Annotated in this window: 15 protein-coding genes and 1 tRNA gene; 7 read left to right on the forward strand and 9 right to left on the reverse strand. The window is 69.5% G+C overall.

Features of this window, described 5'->3' with window-relative positions; all coding sequences use genetic code 11:
• Positions 1-22: 22 nt before the first annotated feature.
• The gene (locus OG521_20200; protein ID WUW22983.1) at positions 23-751 is read left to right on the forward strand and encodes a class E sortase; all 729 of its coding nucleotides are present in this window, start codon (positions 23-25) and stop codon (positions 749-751) included.
• A 75-nt stretch (positions 752-826) separates the two neighbouring features.
• On the opposite strand, the gene pknB is transcribed toward OG521_20200, so the two are convergent.
• The 6 genes from pknB to OG521_20230 all read right to left on the reverse strand — a co-directional run bounded on the left by pknB (position 827) and on the right by OG521_20230 (position 8,927).
• On the reverse strand, positions 827-2,818 hold the full coding sequence (gene pknB, locus OG521_20205; GenBank protein WUW22984.1) for a Stk1 family PASTA domain-containing Ser/Thr kinase: 1,992 nt from the start codon (positions 2,816-2,818) through the stop codon (positions 827-829).
• 167 nt (positions 2,819-2,985) lie between these two features.
• On the reverse strand, positions 2,986-4,446 hold the full coding sequence (locus tag OG521_20210; GenBank protein WUW22985.1) for a penicillin-binding transpeptidase domain-containing protein: 1,461 nt from the start codon (positions 4,444-4,446) through the stop codon (positions 2,986-2,988).
• Positions 4,443-5,852 (reverse strand): FtsW/RodA/SpoVE family cell cycle protein, encoded by a 1,410-nt coding sequence (locus OG521_20215; GenBank protein ID WUW22986.1) that lies wholly within the window; start codon positions 5,850-5,852, stop codon positions 4,443-4,445. Before OG521_20215 ends, OG521_20210 begins: the two co-directional genes overlap by 4 nt.
• Positions 5,853-5,875: 23 nt before the next feature.
• Entirely contained in the window at positions 5,876-7,375 is a 1,500-nt protein-coding gene (locus OG521_20220; protein WUW22987.1) for a Stp1/IreP family PP2C-type Ser/Thr phosphatase, read from the reverse strand.
• Positions 7,376-7,504: 129 nt separating this feature from the next.
• Complete coding sequence (locus tag OG521_20225) at positions 7,505-8,020, reverse strand: FHA domain-containing protein (GenBank protein WUW22988.1); 516 nt, start codon at positions 8,018-8,020, stop codon at positions 7,505-7,507.
• Positions 8,021-8,030: 10 nt separating this feature from the next.
• Positions 8,031-8,927 (reverse strand): DUF3662 and FHA domain-containing protein, encoded by an 897-nt coding sequence (locus OG521_20230; protein ID WUW22989.1) that lies wholly within the window; start codon positions 8,925-8,927, stop codon positions 8,031-8,033.
• Between the two features lie 314 nt (positions 8,928-9,241).
• On the opposite strand from OG521_20230, the gene OG521_20235 reads away from it, so the two are divergent.
• Positions 9,242-9,324 (forward strand) — tRNA-Leu (locus tag OG521_20235).
• A gap of 290 nt (positions 9,325-9,614) precedes the next feature.
• Here OG521_20235 and OG521_20240 read toward each other — a convergent pair.
• Positions 9,615-10,226 (reverse strand): NAD(P)H-dependent oxidoreductase, encoded by a 612-nt coding sequence (locus OG521_20240; protein ID WUW22990.1) that lies wholly within the window; start codon positions 10,224-10,226, stop codon positions 9,615-9,617.
• Between the two features lie 124 nt (positions 10,227-10,350).
• On the opposite strand from OG521_20240, the gene OG521_20245 reads away from it, so the two are divergent.
• Positions 10,351-10,698 carry a helix-turn-helix transcriptional regulator gene (locus OG521_20245; protein WUW22991.1) on the forward strand — a complete coding sequence of 116 codons (348 nt, stop codon included), beginning with the start codon at positions 10,351-10,353 and terminating at the stop codon, positions 10,696-10,698.
• 48 nt (positions 10,699-10,746) lie between these two features.
• Here the strand turns inward: OG521_20245 and OG521_20250 are convergent, their stop codons facing one another.
• A complete protein-coding gene (locus OG521_20250; protein WUW22992.1) occupies positions 10,747-11,211 on the reverse strand; it encodes a MarR family winged helix-turn-helix transcriptional regulator in 465 nt (154 codons plus the stop codon).
• Positions 11,212-11,298: 87 nt separating this feature from the next.
• Between OG521_20250 and OG521_20255 the strand changes: the two genes are divergently transcribed.
• From OG521_20255 to OG521_20270, 4 genes are all read left to right on the forward strand, one after another.
• Positions 11,299-12,402 carry a hypothetical protein gene (locus tag OG521_20255; GenBank protein ID WUW22993.1) on the forward strand — a complete coding sequence of 368 codons (1,104 nt, stop codon included), beginning with the start codon at positions 11,299-11,301 and terminating at the stop codon, positions 12,400-12,402.
• A 218-nt stretch (positions 12,403-12,620) separates the two neighbouring features.
• Positions 12,621-14,072, forward strand: a complete 1,452-nt coding sequence (locus tag OG521_20260) for a DUF2252 domain-containing protein (GenBank protein ID WUW22994.1) — start codon at positions 12,621-12,623, stop codon at positions 14,070-14,072.
• 59 nt (positions 14,073-14,131) lie between these two features.
• Positions 14,132-15,160 carry a hypothetical protein gene (locus OG521_20265; protein WUW22995.1) on the forward strand — a complete coding sequence of 343 codons (1,029 nt, stop codon included), beginning with the start codon at positions 14,132-14,134 and terminating at the stop codon, positions 15,158-15,160.
• A 46-nt stretch (positions 15,161-15,206) separates the two neighbouring features.
• A complete protein-coding gene (locus tag OG521_20270) occupies positions 15,207-15,551 on the forward strand; it encodes a rhodanese-like domain-containing protein (GenBank protein ID WUW22996.1) in 345 nt (114 codons plus the stop codon).
• Between the two features lie 85 nt (positions 15,552-15,636).
• Here the strand turns inward: OG521_20270 and OG521_20275 are convergent, their stop codons facing one another.
• A complete protein-coding gene (locus OG521_20275; protein ID WUW22997.1) occupies positions 15,637-16,836 on the reverse strand; it encodes an acyl-CoA dehydrogenase family protein in 1,200 nt (399 codons plus the stop codon).
• Positions 16,837-16,890: the final 54 nt, after the last annotated feature.

Raw genomic sequence — 16,890 nt, forward strand, 5'->3', positions numbered from 1 at the left:
ACATCACGACAGGGACGGTGCGGTGGCAGCGAGGACCGAGGACCAAGAGCAGACCGGCGAGTCCGCGCCCCCGGTGCGACCCAGGGGCCGCCATCCCGTCGCGACCGCCGTCAGCGTCTTCGGCGAACTCCTGATCACCGCAGGTCTGGTGCTCGGCCTGTTCGTCGTCTACTCCCTCTGGTGGACGAACGTGCTCGCCGACCGCGAGGCCACCGCGCAGAGCCACACCGTCCGCGACCGCTGGGCGGGCGGCCCCGGCGCCCTGGACACCAAGGACGGCATCGGCTTCCTCCACGTTCCGTCGATGAGGAACGGCGAGGTGCTCGTGAAGAAGGGCACCGACACCGAGAATCTCAACGACGGCATCGCCGGCTACTACACCGATCCGGTGAAATCTGCGCTGCCCTCGGACAAGACCGGCAACTTCACCCTGGCCGCCCACCGCGACGGCCACGGGGCCAAGTTCCACAACATCGACAAGGTGCGGACCGGGGACGCGGTCGTCTTCGAGACCAAGGACACCTGGTACGTCTACAAGGTCTTCAAGGAGCTTCCCGAGACGTCGAAGTACAACGTCGACGTGCTCCAGGCGGTGCCGAAGGGCTCCGGCGCGAAGAAGGCCGGCCGCTACATCACGCTGACGACGTGCACCCCCGTCTTCACGTCGAAGTACCGCTACATCGTGTGGGGCGAACTGGTGCGTACGGAGAAGGTCGACCGCGACCGTACGAAGCCGGCGGAGCTGCGCTGACCCGGTCGCAGACAGACACAGGGCCCCGGTCACCGTTGAGGTGACCGGGGCCCTGTGTGTACTGGACCGTGCGTCCTACTGGCCGTTCCCGCCGCCCAGGAGTCCGCCGTTCCCGTTGCCGCCCATCGTCGTGAGTGTGATGACGGTGGTGGCCGGGTCGGCCTGGGTGTTCGGCTGCGGGTCGATGTTGACGACGGTGGCGTTGTCGTCGGGCGAGCTGCCGTCGGCGAACTTGATCTGCGTGAAGCCGGCCTGGGTCAGCTTCGCCTTGGCGTCGGAGACCTTCCCGCCCCTGACCTCGGGGACGGGCACCGTCGCGGGCTGCGTCGGGCCCTTGGACACCTTGAGGACGATCGCGGTGTCCTTGCCCACCTTCTCGCCGGCTGCCGGGTTCTGATCGACCACTTCGCCCGCCGGCTTCTCGGAGTCGACCTCGCTCTTGCCGATGTTGGTGAAGCCGTTCCCGTTGAGCTGGGCGACCGCGTCGTCGAACGAGCGGCCGGTCACCGGCGGCATGGAGAGCAGCTTCTCGGTCGCGACCGAGAGCTTCACCTCGGAGTTCTTCTCGGCCTTGGCGCCGCCCTTCGGGGACTGCTTCAGGACCGTGCCGGGATCGGCGTCGGCGGACTCGACCGAGGTGACCGTGACCGTGAAGCCCTTGTCCTCGAGGTTCTTGCGGGCGCTCTCCTCGGACTTCTCCGTGACGTCCGGCACCTCGATCTTCGGCGCGCCGCTGGAGACGAAGACCGTGATGGTGTCGCCCTCCGAGACCTGCTGGTCCTTCGTCGGGTTCTGCCGGCAGATCTTGCCCGCGGGCTGGTCCTCGCACTCTTCCTTGGGACCCTGCTTGACCACGGTGTTGGTGTTGTCCGCGAGCTGCTGGGCTTCCTTGAAGGTCGAACCGACCATGTTCGGCGCCTTGAACGTGCCGTCGCCGCTGTCGCCGTCGCCGCCGAAGACGGCCTTGCCGATGAGGATCGCGCCGATCAGCACCAGGATGCCCGCGATGACCAGCAGGATCGTCGAGGTGTTGCTCTTCTTCTGGCGCCGGCGGTCGGGGCGGTCGTCGTAGCCGTAGCCGCCGTCGTCCGGGTTGACCGGCGGCAGCATCGACGTCCGCTCGCCGTTCTGGTCCGTGGCGCGCAGGGCGGTGGTGGGCTGGTCGTTGTCGTAACCGCCGTAGCCGCCGTAACCGGCCGCACCCATCGCCGCGGTCGCCGCGACCGGCTGGCCGTCGAGGCAGGCCTCGATGTCGGCGCGCATCTCGTCGGCCGACTGGTAGCGGTAGTCGGGGTCCTTGGTGAGCGCCTTCAGCACGATCGCGTCCATCTCGGGCGTGATCTCGGGGTCGAAGTTGCTGGGCGGCTGAGGCTCTTCCCGTACGTGCTGGTAGGCCACCGCGACGGGCGAGTCCCCGACGAACGGCGGTCTGACGGCCAGCAGCTCGTAGAGCAGGCAGCCGGTGGAGTACAGGTCGGAGCGCGCGTCGACCTGCTCGCCCTTGGCCTGCTCCGGGGAGAGGTACTGGGCGGTGCCGATGACGGCCGCGGTCTGGGTCATCGTCATGCCGGAGTCGCCCATGGCGCGGGCGATGCCGAAGTCCATGACCTTGACCTGGCCGGTGCGCGTCAGCATGACGTTCGCCGGCTTGATGTCGCGGTGGACGATCTGGGCGCGGTGCGAGTACTCCAGCGCCTGGAGGATCCCCACGGTCATTTCCAGGGTGCGCTCGGGCAGCAGTCTGCGGCCGGAGTGAAGCAGTTCCCTGAGCGTCGACCCGTCGACGTACTCCATGACGATGTACGGGATCGAGACCCCGTCGACGTAGTCCTCACCGGTGTCGTAGACCGCGACGATCGCCGGATGGTTGAGCGAGGCGGCGGACTGGGCCTCACGGCGGAACCGGGCCTGGAAGGACGGGTCGCGGGCGAGGTCCGCCCGGAGCGTCTTCACAGCTACGGTGCGGCCGAGCCGGGTGTCGTGAGCGAGGTAGACCTCGGCCATGCCACCACGGCCGAGCACCGAGCCCAGCTCGTACCGGCCGCCGAGGCGACGCGGCTCTTCCATAACTGTTCCAGCCCTCTCCGTCAGTCCTGACCGCACCGGTGTGCGGTCCGGCGGTGTGCTGTTCGCGCATACGCTACCGGCCGCGCACTACGTGATCAGCCCGCAGCCCGTACCTGATATCCGACCGGTATCCCAACGTGCGGATATGGCGTCCGGCGTGACGGGCGTCACTTCTTGCTGTCGATGACCGCCTGCATGACCCTCTTCGCGATGGGGGCCGCCAGGCCGCCACCGGAGATGTCGTCGCGGGTGGCCTTGCTGTCCTCGACGACCACGGCGACGGCGACGGGGGAGCCGCTGTCGGTCTTCGCGTACGAGATGAACCAGGCGTACGGGTTCTCACTGTTGCCGAGACCGTGCTGGGCCGTACCCGTCTTGCCGCCGACGGTGACGCCCTGGATCTTGGCGTTGCTGCCCGTTCCCGACTCGACGACGGTCTTCATCATTTCCTGGAGCTTCTGGGCGTTCTCGGCCGACAGGGGCTGGCTGAGCTGCTCCGGCTCGTGGGTGTAGATGTCGTCCAGACCGGGCGACTGCCGCTTGGCGACCATGTACGGCTGCATCAGCTTGCCGTCGTTGGCGACCGCGGAGGCCACCATGGCCATCTGGAGCGGGGTGGCGCGGTTGGACGCCTGGCCGATGCCGGCCATCGCGTTCTGCGGCGGGTTGTCCTTGGGGTAGACGCTCTCGGTGGCGCGGACCGGGGTGAAGACGTCCTTGTTGAAGCCGAACTTATTGGCTTGGTCGATCATCTTCTGGTTGCCGAGGTCATCGCTGATCTTGCCGAAGACGGTGTTGCAGGAAATCCGCAGCGCTTCCCGGAGCGGGACGTTCTCACACTGGATGCTGCCCTCGTTCGGCAGGTCCTGGGTGGTCTGGGGCAGGCGGAAGGGCACCGGCGACTTCGTCTTGGCGTCGATGTCGGTGTAGAGCCCGTTCTCCAGGGCGGCGGCCGCGGTGACGATCTTGAAGGTCGAACCGGGCGGGTAGGTCTCGCGCAACGCCCGGTTGAGCATCGGCTTGTCCTTGTCCTTCTGGAGCTTCTGCCAGGCCTTGGAGTCCTTGTCGGAGTTGCCCGCGAAGGTCGAGGGGTCGTACGACGGGGTGCTGGCGAGCGCCAGGATGGCGCCGGTCTGCGGGTCGAGCGCGGCGACGGCGCCCTTCTTGTTGCCGAGCCCCTCGAAGGCGGCCTTCTGGGCGGCGCTGTTGAGGGTGGTGACGACGTTGCCGCCCTGCTTCTTCTCGCCCGTGAACATCGACATCGTGCGGTCGAAGAAGAGCTGGTCGTCGTTGCCGGTGAGGATGCCGTCCTCGATCTTCTCCAGCTGCGAGGCGTCGAAGGCCTGCGAGGAGTAGCCGGTGACGGGGGCCCACATGGGGCCGTCCTGCCAGACCCGCTTGTACTTGAAGTCGCTGCTCGTGGTCTCGGTGGATCCGGTGATGGACTTGCCGCCGTCCACGATGATGTTGCCGCGCTCGTGGGCGTACCGCTCGATGCGGACGCGGCGGTTCTCGTCGCGGGTGTTGAGCTCGTCGGCCTTCACGTACTGCAGGTAGTTGGTCCGTGCGAGCAGGGCGAAGATCAGGACGCCGCAGAAGATCGCGATCCGGCGCAGGGGCTTGTTCACGGTCGGACCACCTGGGTCATCTCGGCGTCGGAGGAGGGAGCGGGGGCCGGGGCGGGGCGGCGGGCGGTGTCGCTGATCCGGATCAGAATGGCGATCAGCGCCCAGTTGGCCAACACGGACGAACCACCGTAGGCCAGGAACGGCATGGTCATACCGCTCAGCGGGATGAGGCCCATGACTCCGCCGGCCACCACGAAGACCTGGATCGCGAAGGCGCCGGAGAGGCCGATCGCCAGGAGCTTGCCGAAGGGGTCGCGGGCGGCGAGCGCGGTGCGCACGCCCCGCTCGACGATCAGACCGTAGATCAGCAGGACGGCCATCATTCCGGCCAGCCCCAGCTCCTCGCCGACGGTGGAAAGGATGAAGTCGGCGTTGGCGGCGAACATGATCAGGTCCGAGTGGCCCTGGCCGAGTCCGGTGCCGAGCGTGCCGCCGGAGCCGAAGGACATCAGGGACTGGGCGATCTGGTCGCTCTGCTCCATCGTCGCCTTGGAGAACGGGTCGAGCCAGGCGTTGACGCGGTCCTGCACGTGCGGTTCGAAGGACGCGACGCTCACCGCGCCGACCGCGGACATCGCCAGACCGAACACGATCCAGCTGGTGCGCTCGGTGGCGACGTACAGCATGACGACGAAGAGACCGAAGAACAGCAGCGACGTACCGAGGTCGGTCTCGAAGACCAGGATCAGGATCGAGAGGGCCCAGATGGTGATGATCGGGCCCAGGTCGCGGCCGCGCGGGAGGTACAGCCCCATGAAGCGGCGGCTGGCCAGGGCCAGTGCGTCGCGCTTCACCATGAGGTACCCGGAGAAGAAGATCGCGATGAGGATCTTGGCGAACTCACCCGGCTGGATGGAGAACGGGCCGAGGCTGATCCAGATCTTCGCGCCGTTCACCGCGGGGAAGAACATCGGGATGACCAGCAGGACCAGGGCCGCAGCCATCGAGATGTAGGTGTACCGCTGCAGGATGCGGTGGTCCTTGAGGACCATCAGCACGGCGACGAAGAGAGCGACGCCGATCGCCGAGTAGAGAAGCTGCTTGGGCGCGTCCGGGCTGTACGCCCCGTACAGGTACTCCGCACGCTGGATCAGCCTCGGAGACTGGTCCAGCCGCCAGATCAGTACCAGGCCCAGCCCGTTGAGCAGGGTGGCCAGTGGCAGCAGCAGCGGGTCGGCGTAGGGCGCGAACTTGCGCACCACGAGGTGGGCGACGCCGCCGAGCAGGATGAGTCCCGCCCCGTAGCCGAACATGCCCGAGGGGATCTTGCCGTCCATGGCAAGTCCCACGTTGGCGTAGGCGAACACCGAGATGGCGATGGCGAAGACCATCATCATCAGTTCGGTGTTGCGCCGGCTCGGTGCGTCGATCGCGCCGATCGTGGTCGTGTTGGTGACAACGCTCATGGTGCTGAAGGCCCCCTACGGCTTTACTGCTTACCGCACTGCGGGACCAGCTTCTTCTCTTCCTCCGAGAGGCTGGGACCAGGAGTGGGAGTCGCTGAAGTCTGCTTGGTCTTGGTGGTGCCGGACGTCGAGGACGTCTTGGTGGCGTCCGCGTCCGTACCGCCGGCCTGGCCCTCGTCGCTGGGGGCGTTCTTCTCGGCTGCGCGGCGCTGGGCGTCCTTCTTGCAGGCGGTGGCCTGTGCGGAGAGTTCGGTGATCTTCGCCTGGGCGTGCGCCAGGCTGCCCTCGGCGATCGTCGCCTCGACCTTCTCGCGCTGGTAGGGCGGGAGGTACTTGAGTTCGATCTCGGGGTGGTCCTTCTCGACCTTCGAGAGCGACACCCATGCGAGGTCCTGGCTGATGCCCCGGTACAGCGCGACGTTGTCGTTCTTCGCGCCGACGTAGAACTGGGTCTGGGTCCAGCGGTAGCCGCCGTACAGCCCGCCGCCGATGACGGCCAGGGCGAGCACGATGTACAGCGACCGCTTGAGCCACTTGCGGCCGCCGCCGGGCTTGACGAAGTCGTCGTCGGAATAGGCCCCGAAGGACCCGTCCGGCATGCCGCCGTAGCCGACGTCGTCACCGCTGCCGGGAGGGCCGAAGCCGCCCGAGGGCGGCGGGACGGGGCGGCCGAGGCCGGCCGCGCGTCCGGCCGGGGTCTCCATGGCGCCGCCGTCGTTCTGCTGGGCGGCCTGGTTCTCCGCGACCGCGCCGACGATGACCGGGGTGTCGTTGAGCTGTCCGGCCAGGGTGTCGTTGCTGTCGACGTCGAGGACGTCGGCGACGATGCAGGTGATGTTGTCCGGACCGCCGCCGCGCAGAGCGAGCTGGATCAGCTCCTGGATGGTCTCCTGCGGGCCCTGGTAGCTGGCGAGCGTCTCCTCCATCGTCTGGTGGGAGACGACGCCGGAGAGGCCGTCGGAGCAGATCATGTACCGGTCGCCGGCCCGGACCTCACGGATGGAGAGGTCGGGTTCGACGTGGTCGCCACTGCCCAGCGCGCGCATCAGCAGGGAGCGCTGCGGGTGGGTGGTCGCCTCCTCCTCGGTGATCCGGCCCTCGTCGACCAGCCGCTGGACCCAGGTGTGGTCCTGCGTGATCTGCGTCAGGACGCCGTCCCTCAGCAGGTACGCGCGCGAGTCGCCGACGTGGACCAGGCCGAGCCGCTGACCGGTCCAGAGGAGAGCGGTGAGCGTGGTGCCCATGCCCTCCAGCTGGGGGTCCTCCTCGACCATCATGCGCAGCTGGTCGTTGGCCCGCTGGACCGCCGTACCGAGCGAGGTGAGGATGTCGGAGCCCGGCACGTCGTCGTCGAGCTGGACGAGCGTGGAGATCACCTCGGAGCTGGCGACCTCGCCGGCCGCCTGGCCGCCCATGCCGTCGGCGATGGCGAGAAGGCGCGGACCGGCGTAGCCGGAGTCCTCGTTGCCCTCCCGGATCATGCCCTTGTGCGATCCGGCGGCGAAGCGCAGGGACAGACTCATGCGCACCTCGCCCGTCGGTTCGGGGTACAGCCGGTCTCGAGCCACACTGCCCACCCTCCGGTCGGGAGCCTGGCCGGGTCCGTTGCCCGGACCGCCGCGGCTCGCTCGCTCCGCTCGCTCATTGTCGTACTACTTCCGCAGCTCGATGACGGTCTTGCCGATCCGGATCGGCGCGCCCAGCGGAACAGGCGTCGGGGTGGTGAGACGGGTCCGGTCCAGATACGTGCCGTTGGTGGACCCGAGATCCTCGACGATCCACTGGCCGTCACGGTCGGGGTAGATCCTGGCATGCCTGCTGGACGCGTAGTCGTCGTCCAGCACGATCGTTGAGTCATGGGCCCGGCCCAGGGTGATGGTCTGGCCCTGGAGCGCCACCGTGGTGCCGGTGAGCGTCCCTTCGGACACGACCAGCTTGGTCGGCGCCCCGCGGCGCTGGCGACCGGGCTGCTGGCGTTGCTGCGGCGGTGCCGCAGCGGTCTGGCGCGCCTGTGGAGGCCGCGCGTCGGCAGCAGTGCGGCGTGAGCCGCGCTGCGTGACGCGCGTTCCGAACAGGTCACTTCGAATGACCTGGACGGCCACGATCACGAACAGCCACAGAACAGCCAGGAAACCTAGCCGCATGACCGTCAGGGTCAGCTCTGACATTGCCCCCGCTTCACCCTTCGGCTTGCCGGTAAACGATGGTGGTACTGCCCACGACAATCCGCGAGCCGTCGCGGAGCGTAGCGCGGGTTGTGTGCTGCCCGTCTACCACGATGCCGTTGGTGGACCCGAGATCCTGGATCGTCGAGGGCGTTCCGGTCCTGATCTCACAGTGCCGACGGGACACACCGGGGTCGTCGATGCGCACGTCGGCGTCGGTGCTGCGTCCCATCACCAGCGTGGGGCGGGAGATCTGATGACGGGTGCCATTGATCTCGATCCAGCGTCGCACCTGCGTGTTCGGCAGGGGGCTGGGGGTGGCCGGCGGGCGCCGGCCGGGGCCCTGCGCTCCGGCATGCCCGGCGCCCGGCGGCGGGGCCGCGGGCATGGGCGGCGGGGAGCTGGGCGGGTACCCGTAGCCGCCGGGCGCCTGGGGCCGTCCCTGGCCGGGACGGGCGGGCGGTGCCGCCTGCTGCCCCTGGTGGTTCGGGAAGCCCTGCTGGGCGTGCTGGCCGGGCGGCTCCTGCTGTGACGAACTCGACGCCAGGGTGCGGCTGCGCACACGGTAGAGACCGGTGTCGAGGTCGTCCGCCTTCTCCAGGTGGACCTTGATGGGGCCCATGAAGGTGTACCGCTGCTGCTTGGCGTAGTCCCTGACCAGGCCGGAGAGCTCGTCGCCCAGCTGGCCCGAGTACGGGCTCAGGCGCTCGTAGTCGGGGGCGCTGAGCTCGACGATGAAGTCGTTGGGGACGACGGTCCGCTCGCGGTTCCAGATGGTGGCGTTGTTGTCGCACTCCCGCTGGAGGGCACCCGCGATCTCGACCGGCTGGACCTCGGACTTGAAGACCTTGGCGAAGGTGCCGTTGACCAGACCTTCGAGACGCTGCTCGAAACGCTTCATGACTCCCATGGGGCACCTCCTCCGGTGTCGTCGGCCCTGTACTGCTTACTGATCGTATCCACGCGTCGGGAAATCGGCTGGTTCCCCTTGTCTGCAGAGTGGATGAGTGTCCCCCCTCACACGGATCGTAGAGGCGGCCTCCTGACAGTGTCCCGCACCTTGGGTGCACTCAGGAGGAGTGGGGGGCGGCTGCTCCGGGTTCCCGGTTCCCTCCGGACGTTCGGCGAAACAAACGGATGTGAATCCACCCTGTCCAGCGTGCTAATCTTCCGTTTGTCGCCAGGCGCTCGCACCACAAGGGAGAGCTTGGAAACACCACTCATGCGCGAGTGGCGGAACGGCAGACGCGCTGGCTTCAGGTGCCAGTGTCCTTAGGGACGTGGGGGTTCAAATCCCCCCTCGCGCACAAGAGAGAAGCCCCACAGACCTCTGGTCTGTGGGGCTTCTTCAGTTGGGTCCGGTTCTTGCCGGGCCGGGCGGTTCCGGGGGCGGGGCAGCCCGGTTCCGGGGGTTCGGTTTCACGTGAAACGTCCGGAACGGGAAGCTGTGTGAGATACGGCGACTGTGTGAGGCGCGAGGAAGGGGCGGGGTCCGCGGACCCCGCCCCTTCCTCGTCTTCTGCGCCGTGCGCCCGTGTGGGGCTCTGCGCCCTGCGTACCGCGCCTCTGTGGGGCGCTCTGTGCTCTGCGCCAGTACTCAGGCGGCGAGGCGGGACGCGAGCGCCTTGGCCTTCTCCGCGGCGTCCGTGAGCGCCTTGGCGCGGGAGGTGTCGGCGAGCGGGATGAGCTCGGCCATCTGCGGGTTGGTGTGGGCCAGGGTGAGCTCCGGCACGATGAAGTCGACCTCGGCGGCGAACATGGACGTCAGCAGCTTCTCCAGGTAGTTCTGGACGAACTCGGCGTCCTCACGCGGGGTGCCCGCGGCGTACGAGCCGCCCCGGCTGGCGACGACGGTGATCAGGGTGCCGGCCACCGGGCTCTCGGGGCCGACGTTGTGGCCGACGATGATCACGTGGTCGAGCCAGGCCTTCAGCGTCGACGGAATCGTGAAGTTGTACATCGGGGCCCCGATCAGGACCGCGTCCGCGGCGGCGAGTTCCGCGGCGAGCTCGGCGCGCAGCGGGTGCTCGACGCCGGCGGCGACGGACTCCGCGTTGAGGTGCGGCAGGGGCTCGGCGGCGAGGTCGCGGTAGACGACCTGACCGTCGGGGTGCTGCTCGCGCCAGGTCTGCACGAAGGCGGCGGTGACCTCGCGGGACGCGGAACCCTGGGGGAATACGGCGGAGTCGAGGTGCAGGAGTGTGGCCATGGGGGTCTCCACGGTTCGGTGAGGGGCGGGCCGGTGCGGCGGGCCAATTTTTCGTGTGTACCTAGTAATAACATAGTGGCTTACGAATAGTAAGTCCCTCACGTCGACGCAGTACCCTGGGCGTATGGCGGATCACAGCGAGCAGGCGTGCAAGCGGGTGGACGTGGGCATCAGCCGCGTCTTCGAGCTGTTCGGTAAGCGCTGGACCGGGCCGATCGTCTCCGTACTGATGCAGCAGCCAGTGCACTTCGCCGATCTGCGGCGGGCCATTCCGGGCATCAGTGAGCGCATGCTCTCCGACCGGCTGACCGAGCTGGCGGGGGCGGGGCTGGTGGTCCGTGAGGTCGATGAGGGACCGCCGCTGCGGGTGTCGTACCGCCTGACGCAGGCCGGTGCCGCGATGGAGCCCGCGCTCAAGGAGCTGGGGAGCTGGGCGGAGACCCATCTGAGGAACGACCTCGGCGACTGCTAGGGCGGGCCCGGTCGTGGCGCTGCGCGGGGGCGCGCGGAGGGCTGTGGGTCAGTCCGCTGGCTGCTGCGGGCCTGCGGGGTCCCCGGCCGAGTTGTAGCGGAGCAGGTACGTGGCGAACCGTGCCAGGTCGTCGGCCGTCCATTCCGCGAGCCGCTCCTGGTAGGCGGCACGCCGGCTGGCCTGGGTCGAGGCCAGTGCCTGTGTGCCGGCCTCGGTGGGGTGAAGCACCTGGATGCGGTGATCGTCCGGATCCGGGTGGCGCTCGACCAGGCCCAGTTTCTCCAGGGTGCCGAGCTGTCGGCTGACCGTGGACTTGTCGAGCATGTAGTGCGCCGCCAGATCCGTGGCCCGGCAGCCGTGCCGGTCGTCGATGTGTGCCAGCAGGGTGTACGACACCAGGGGCAGCTCGGGATGGAGTCTGGCCGCGGCGGCGCGCGCCCGGCGGGCGAAGGCGGTCAGTTCGCGCTGGATGACGTCCAGCGACTCCTCGCGTTCTCCGGGGGTGCCTGGCATGAGCCGCCTTCCTCGAGTTCAGTTGTATAGTACAACGGAATGTGAGTTGTAAAAGCCAACCACCTGCCGTTCGTCTGGAGAGTTCCGATGTCCACAGGCCCGAGTGCCGCTGCCGGCTCCCATGCCGCCGCCCTGCGTCATGTGCTGAGCCATCTCGTCACGCCACTGCTGATGTGTGTGGGCATGGGGCTCGCCTATCTCGGGGCGTTCCACGCCCCGGAGCCGCACGATCTGCGGGTGGACGTGGTCGGTTCGGGGCCGAGTGCGCAGGTGCTGGCCCAGACCCTCCAGGACAAGGGGGACGGGGCGCTGAGCGTCCGTACGGTCCCGGACCGGGCCGCGGCGGTCGACCACCTGAGGACGCAGGACAGCTATGGCGCCTATGTGCCGGGCCGGAGCCCCGAACTGCTGGTGGCCACCGCGTCCTCCGACACCAGCGCGACCGTGGTGGAGAAGGTCTTCACCGAGGTGGCGGCGGGACAGGGCGCGCCGCTGAAGGTCACGAACACGGCACCCACCGCTGACGGTGACCCGACCGGGCAGGGGATTTTCTTCCTGCTGGTCGCGGTGAGCATCGGCTCGTACGCGTCCGTCGCCGTGATCGGCGGAGCGGGCGCGGTGCTGCCCCTGCGGATCCGGGCGGCGCTGGCCGTTGCCGCCTCGCTCGTGGTGAGCGTGATCGGGGCAGTGTTCGCCGGTCCGCTCTTCGGCCTCGTGGACCGCGGACTCGGGGGCCTGTGGGCGATGGCGTGGCTCTACGCGGCAGGCATTCTGCTGATCGGTGTCGGGCTGCACACCTTCCTCAAGCGGTGGACCACGCTCGGCGTCATGGTGCTGTTCGTCATGCTGAACTTCACCAGCTCCGGTGGCATCTTCCGGCCCGAGCTGCAGCCGGGGTTCTTCGGCGCACTGCACGCGTTCTGGAACGGAGCGGGCTTCGTCGAAGGTGTCCGCAGCCATGTGTACTTCGGCGGGCACGCCCTCGGCGGACATCTGCTGGTGCTCGCGCTCTGGTTCGTGGTGGGCATCCTCGCGATGGCGCTGGCGGGGCTGGCCGAGCGGAAGCGGCGGGTGGCCGTGGCGGCCACCGCACCGGCTGCGGGGGAGCGGCGGCGCGGAGAACAGGCCGGGGCGGGGACGGAAACGGAAGAGGAGACGGAAGAGGAGATCGAGGAGGCCGTGGCCGTCTGACCAGGCGATTACGCAGCCCCTCGGCTGGAGGCGTCGGCTGGGTGTCGGCCTCGGCGGGAGTGCGGGGGCGGGCGTTTTCCACAGGTGTTCCGGTCGGCTGTTCAGTTGTCCACAGGGGCAGACGGATATCGGCGGACGGCGGTACCGTCATCGGCAGTTGATGTTGGACCGGGACGCCGGACGGTGGTGCCGGGCGAGGTCGGGGGAGGCTGCGCGCCATGAGCGAGAGCGAAGTGACCGTGCCGGTACAGCGGGCGGTCGAGGACGGTCCGCGCATTCCGGCCGTGCCCGGGTTCGCCCCCCGCGGGGGCGGGGCGGACCGGAGCGGGCCGTCGTCGTTGAGAGACGCGGGCAAGGCGCTGCGCGAGCGCGTGCCACGCTCGTCGCACGGCTCTCTGGTGCTTCCGTCGGGCCGGCCCGACGCGGTGCGGGCGGTCGAGGAGTCGAACCAGGGCCGGGTGCCGGGTCTGACGCCGATACGGGTGGGCCGGATGGCGGCCACGCCGTTCGCCTTTCTGCGGGGTTCGGCCGGGCTGATGGCCCATGACCTGGTGGGGACGCCCGTCACCGGGGTGGCCGCGCAGCTCTGCGGCGACGCGCACGCGGCGAATTTCGGGCTGTACGGCGATGCGCGGGGCAGCCTGGTCATCGACCTGAACGACTTCGACGAGACCGTGGCGGGCCCGTGGGAGTGGGACCTCAAGCGGCTGGCCACCTCGCTGGTGCTCGCGGGCCGCGAGGCCGGGGCGGACGAGGACACCTGCCGCAGGGGCGCCTACGACACGGTGGGCGCGTACCGGCGGACGATGCGGCTGCTGGCGAAGCTCCCCGCGCTCGACGCGTGGAACGCCATCGCCGACGAGGAACTGGTCTCGCACACGGACGCGCGGGATCTGCTCGGCACGCTGGAGCGGGTGTCGGAGAAGGCGCGCAACAACACGAGCGCCCGCTTCGCCGCGAAGTCGACGGAGGACTCCGCGGACGGCGGGCGCCGCTTCGTCGACGCGCCGCCGGTGCTGCGCCGGGTGCCGGACCAGGAGGCCGCAGCCGTGGCGGCGGGGCTCGGTGACTATCTGGGGACCGTTTCCGAGGACCGGGTGCCGTTGCTGGCCCGGTACGCGATCCATGACGTGGCGTTCCGGGTGGTCGGCACGGGGAGCGTGGGAACCCGGTCGTACGTGGTTCTGCTGCTGGATCACCGGGGTGAGCCGCTGGTCCTCCAGGTGAAGGAGGCCAGGCCGTCGGTGCTGGCGCCCTATCTGCCCGCCGTGGGCTTCGGCGTGCCGGAGGTGGAGCACGAGGGCCGCCGGGTGGTGCTCGGGCAGAAGCGGATGCAGGTCGTCAGCGACATCCTGCTGGGCTGGGCGACCGTGGACGGGCGGCCGTTCCAGGTGCGGCAGTTCAGGAACCGCAAGGGCAGCGTCGACCCGGCGGCACTCGCGGCCGACCAGGTCGACGACTACGGCCGGATGACCGGTGCCCTGCTGGCGCGCGCCCACGCACACAGCGCCGACCCGCGGCTGATCGCGGGCTACTGCGGAAAGAACGACGAGCTGGACGAGGCGGTGGCGTCGTTCGCGGTGACGTACGCCGACCGGACCGAGGCGGACCACGCGGAGCTGGTGCAGGCCATCGGGGCAGGGCGGATAGCCGCCGAGCTGGGGGTGTGAGGCCCCGTTCCGCCGACCGCGCGTCCTCGGCAGGCGGGCCGTGGCCATACGCTGGACGGGTGACCCACGAAGCCGCCGGGGTGCCGACCACCCGGAACGACGATGACCGGCAGGACGACGACCGGCAGGACGAGCAGCCCGGCTCCCCGGCCGAGGCGCACTCGGAGGCCCCTGCCGGGGCGGCCGAGGACGCCACGGACGCTGCGGATGTTTCCGGGGCGGCTGAACCTGCCGACGGTGCTGCGGGAGCGGACGGCTCCGGCGTCGGCTCCGGCGTCGGCTCTGCATCCGGCTCCGGCTCCGCCTCAGGCGAGGCGCGTCCCGAGGCGCGGTTGGCGCATGCGGTGCGGGTGGCCGAGCAGGCTCTGATCGAGTTCGAGATCGCGGTGGAGACCTTCCGGGTCGAGGTCGAGAACTTCTCCCGGCTGCACCACCAGCGGCTGGGCCCCATGTACGCACGGCTGGACGAGCTCGACGCGCAGATCGCCGAGGCGCGGGCCGCCATGACGGGCGATCCCGAGGACCTGCGCAAGGCGCAGGACGCACGGTCGATGGTGATGCCCATGCCGGGCGTCGACGAGTTGTTCCATGACTGGATCGACTCCGACGGGCTGTCCCCCGAGGCATCGGCCATGCTGACCGAGCAGCCGGTCCGGCCGCCGAAGCGTGTCCGGCCGACCGAGGAGGCGCGCAAGCTCTACCGCGAGCTGGCACGCAAGGCCCACCCGGATCTGGCTCAGGACGAGACGGAGCGGGCCCGCCGGGACGAGTTCATCACCCGGGTCAACGGTGCGTACGGGCGCGGGGACGAGGCGCTGCTCAGGGAACTGGCGCAGGAGTGGGCGGCCGGACCCGCCCTGCCCGAGGCGGAGCTCAGCGAGGCCGACGAGCTCTACGCCCGGCTGAACTGGCTGACCCAGCGCAAGGAACTGCTGACGGTGCTCGCCCAGGAGCTGGAGCAGAGCGCGATCGGCGCCATGCTGCGGATGGCGCCGGACGACCCCGATCACCTGCTGGAGGAGATCGCCGAGCAGTTGCTGGGCGAGGTCTCGCAGCGTGAGGCCGAGCTGGCCGGTCTGGTGCAGTAGCGTTTCCGGAGACTTCGGTGCGCATTGACGAGAGAAGGCATGACCCATGAATTTCGCCCAGCTTCCCGCGGTCGACGCCACGGCGGTGCCGGCGGACGGCTTCGTGCTGGACGTCCGGGAGGCCGACGAATGGGCGGCCGGGCATGTCGACGGCGCCCTGCACATCCCGATGAGTGACTTCGTCGGCCGGTTCGGCGAGCTGGCCGAGGCGGTGGAGGACGGCCGGCGCGTGCACGTGATGTGCCGGGTCGGCGGCCGGTCCGCCCAGGTCACCCAGTACCTGGTGCAGCAGGGCATCGACGCCGTGAACATCGACGGCGGCATGCTCGCCTGGGACGGTGCGGGGCGCCCGATGGTCAGCGACAGCGGTGACCCCGCGTTCGTCGTCTGAGACCTCGCTCTTCTTCAGCCCGGTTTCTTCGGTCCGGTCTTCAGCCCGGTTTCTTCAGCCGGGCCCGCTTCTTCAGAAGGGTTCCTCAGCCGAGGGGGTGGGCGGCCAGCAGGTCGCCCAGAGCCTCTTCGTGGGCTGCCGCCGGGCCTAGGGAGAGCTCGATCTGCTTCGCCCAGGCGTGGAAGCGGTGCAGGGGGTAGTCGGTGTCCGCGCCGAAGCCGCCGTGCAGGTGCTGTGCCGTCTGCACGACCCGGCGGACCCCGTCGGACGCCCAGATCTTCGCCACCGCGACATCACCCGCCGGCGGCAGCGCGCCCGCACCGCCGACTGCGATCCGCCAGGCCGCCTGCCAGAGGGTCACCTCCATGGCCCGCAGATCGATGTAGCGGTCGGCGGCCTGTACGGCGACGGACTGGAAGGTCGCCACAGGGAAGCCGAACTGTTCGCGCTTGCCGGTGTACTCGCTCGTCATGGCCAGTACGGCCTCACCGAGCCCCAGCGCGAGGGCGCACGTTCCGGTGGTGAGCAGGGAGTGCAGCCATTCCCAGGCGTCGGCAGCCTCGATCAGCTCGCTGCTCTCGATCCGTACCCCGTCGAGCCGTACCTCGCCGAAGAGTTCGCCGTTGGTGGAGACCTGCTCGGCGATGGTGACGCCGTCGTGGCCGCGGCGTACCAGGGCCAGGACGGCCCGGCCGTCCCCGGTGTGGGCGGGCACCGCGATCCAGTCCGCGGCCTGAGCCCACGGCACTCCCGACTGCACCCCGTCGAGCACCCAGTGCGACCCGCCGCCGGTCCCGTCACCGTTCCCGCTACCGGCGTTGCCGCTGGTGGTGCCGCTGGTGGTGGTGCCGTCCGGCCTTGCGGTGACGGCGAGTTCGGCGGGGTCATGGCCGGTGCGGCCGTTGGCCCCGACCGTGAGGACCAGTTCTCCCCGTCCGACGCCCGGCAGGAGCTCTGCCGCCAGAGCCCGGTCCCCGTAACGCTGGAGCGTCATCGCGACCGCGCACGTCTCCAGCAGGGGAACCCGGGCGAGTACCTTGGCGGACTCGCGGAGCACCAGGCAGAGCGCGACCATGTCGAGGCCCGCGCCCCCGTGCTCCGGCGCCAGTGTCAGGCTCAGCAGGTCACCGGCGGCGAGACCGGCCCACAGCGGCCGGTCGATGTCGTCGGCCACCGCCCCCGGCACGAGCGCCGGACTGGGCACCGCATCAGGGGCGACGCCCGAGAAAACCGCTCGTGCCGCCTCTGCGGCTGCCTGCTGTTCCTCGGTGAAGGTGAAGTCCACTGTCCTGGCCTCCCGCGAACCGCTGCGCCCGTACCCGGACCTGACGGATCGTCA

This window comes from Streptomyces sp. NBC_01463 (assembly GCA_036227345.1).
GTDB lineage: Bacteria > Actinomycetota > Actinomycetes > Streptomycetales > Streptomycetaceae > Streptomyces.

Coding starts and splice junctions, on each gene's coding strand:
- OG521_20250 (WUW22992.1), bottom strand. CDS start 11,211: ATGCCAGGCACCCCCGGAGAACGCGAGGAGTCGCTGGACGTCATCCAG.
- OG521_20270 (WUW22996.1), top strand. CDS start 15,207: ATGAATTTCGCCCAGCTTCCCGCGGTCGACGCCACGGCGGTGCCGGCG.
- OG521_20260 (WUW22994.1), top strand. CDS start 12,621: ATGAGCGAGAGCGAAGTGACCGTGCCGGTACAGCGGGCGGTCGAGGAC.
- OG521_20255 (WUW22993.1), top strand. CDS start 11,299: ATGTCCACAGGCCCGAGTGCCGCTGCCGGCTCCCATGCCGCCGCCCTG.
- OG521_20215 (WUW22986.1), bottom strand. CDS start 5,852: ATGAGCGTTGTCACCAACACGACCACGATCGGCGCGATCGACGCACCG.
- OG521_20230 (WUW22989.1), bottom strand. CDS start 8,927: ATGGGAGTCATGAAGCGTTTCGAGCAGCGTCTCGAAGGTCTGGTCAAC.
- pknB (WUW22984.1), bottom strand. CDS start 2,818: ATGGAAGAGCCGCGTCGCCTCGGCGGCCGGTACGAGCTGGGCTCGGTG.
- OG521_20220 (WUW22987.1), bottom strand. CDS start 7,375: ATGAGTCTGTCCCTGCGCTTCGCCGCCGGATCGCACAAGGGCATGATC.
- OG521_20225 (WUW22988.1), bottom strand. CDS start 8,020: ATGTCAGAGCTGACCCTGACGGTCATGCGGCTAGGTTTCCTGGCTGTT.
- OG521_20245 (WUW22991.1), top strand. CDS start 10,351: ATGGCGGATCACAGCGAGCAGGCGTGCAAGCGGGTGGACGTGGGCATC.
- OG521_20240 (WUW22990.1), bottom strand. CDS start 10,226: ATGGCCACACTCCTGCACCTCGACTCCGCCGTATTCCCCCAGGGTTCC.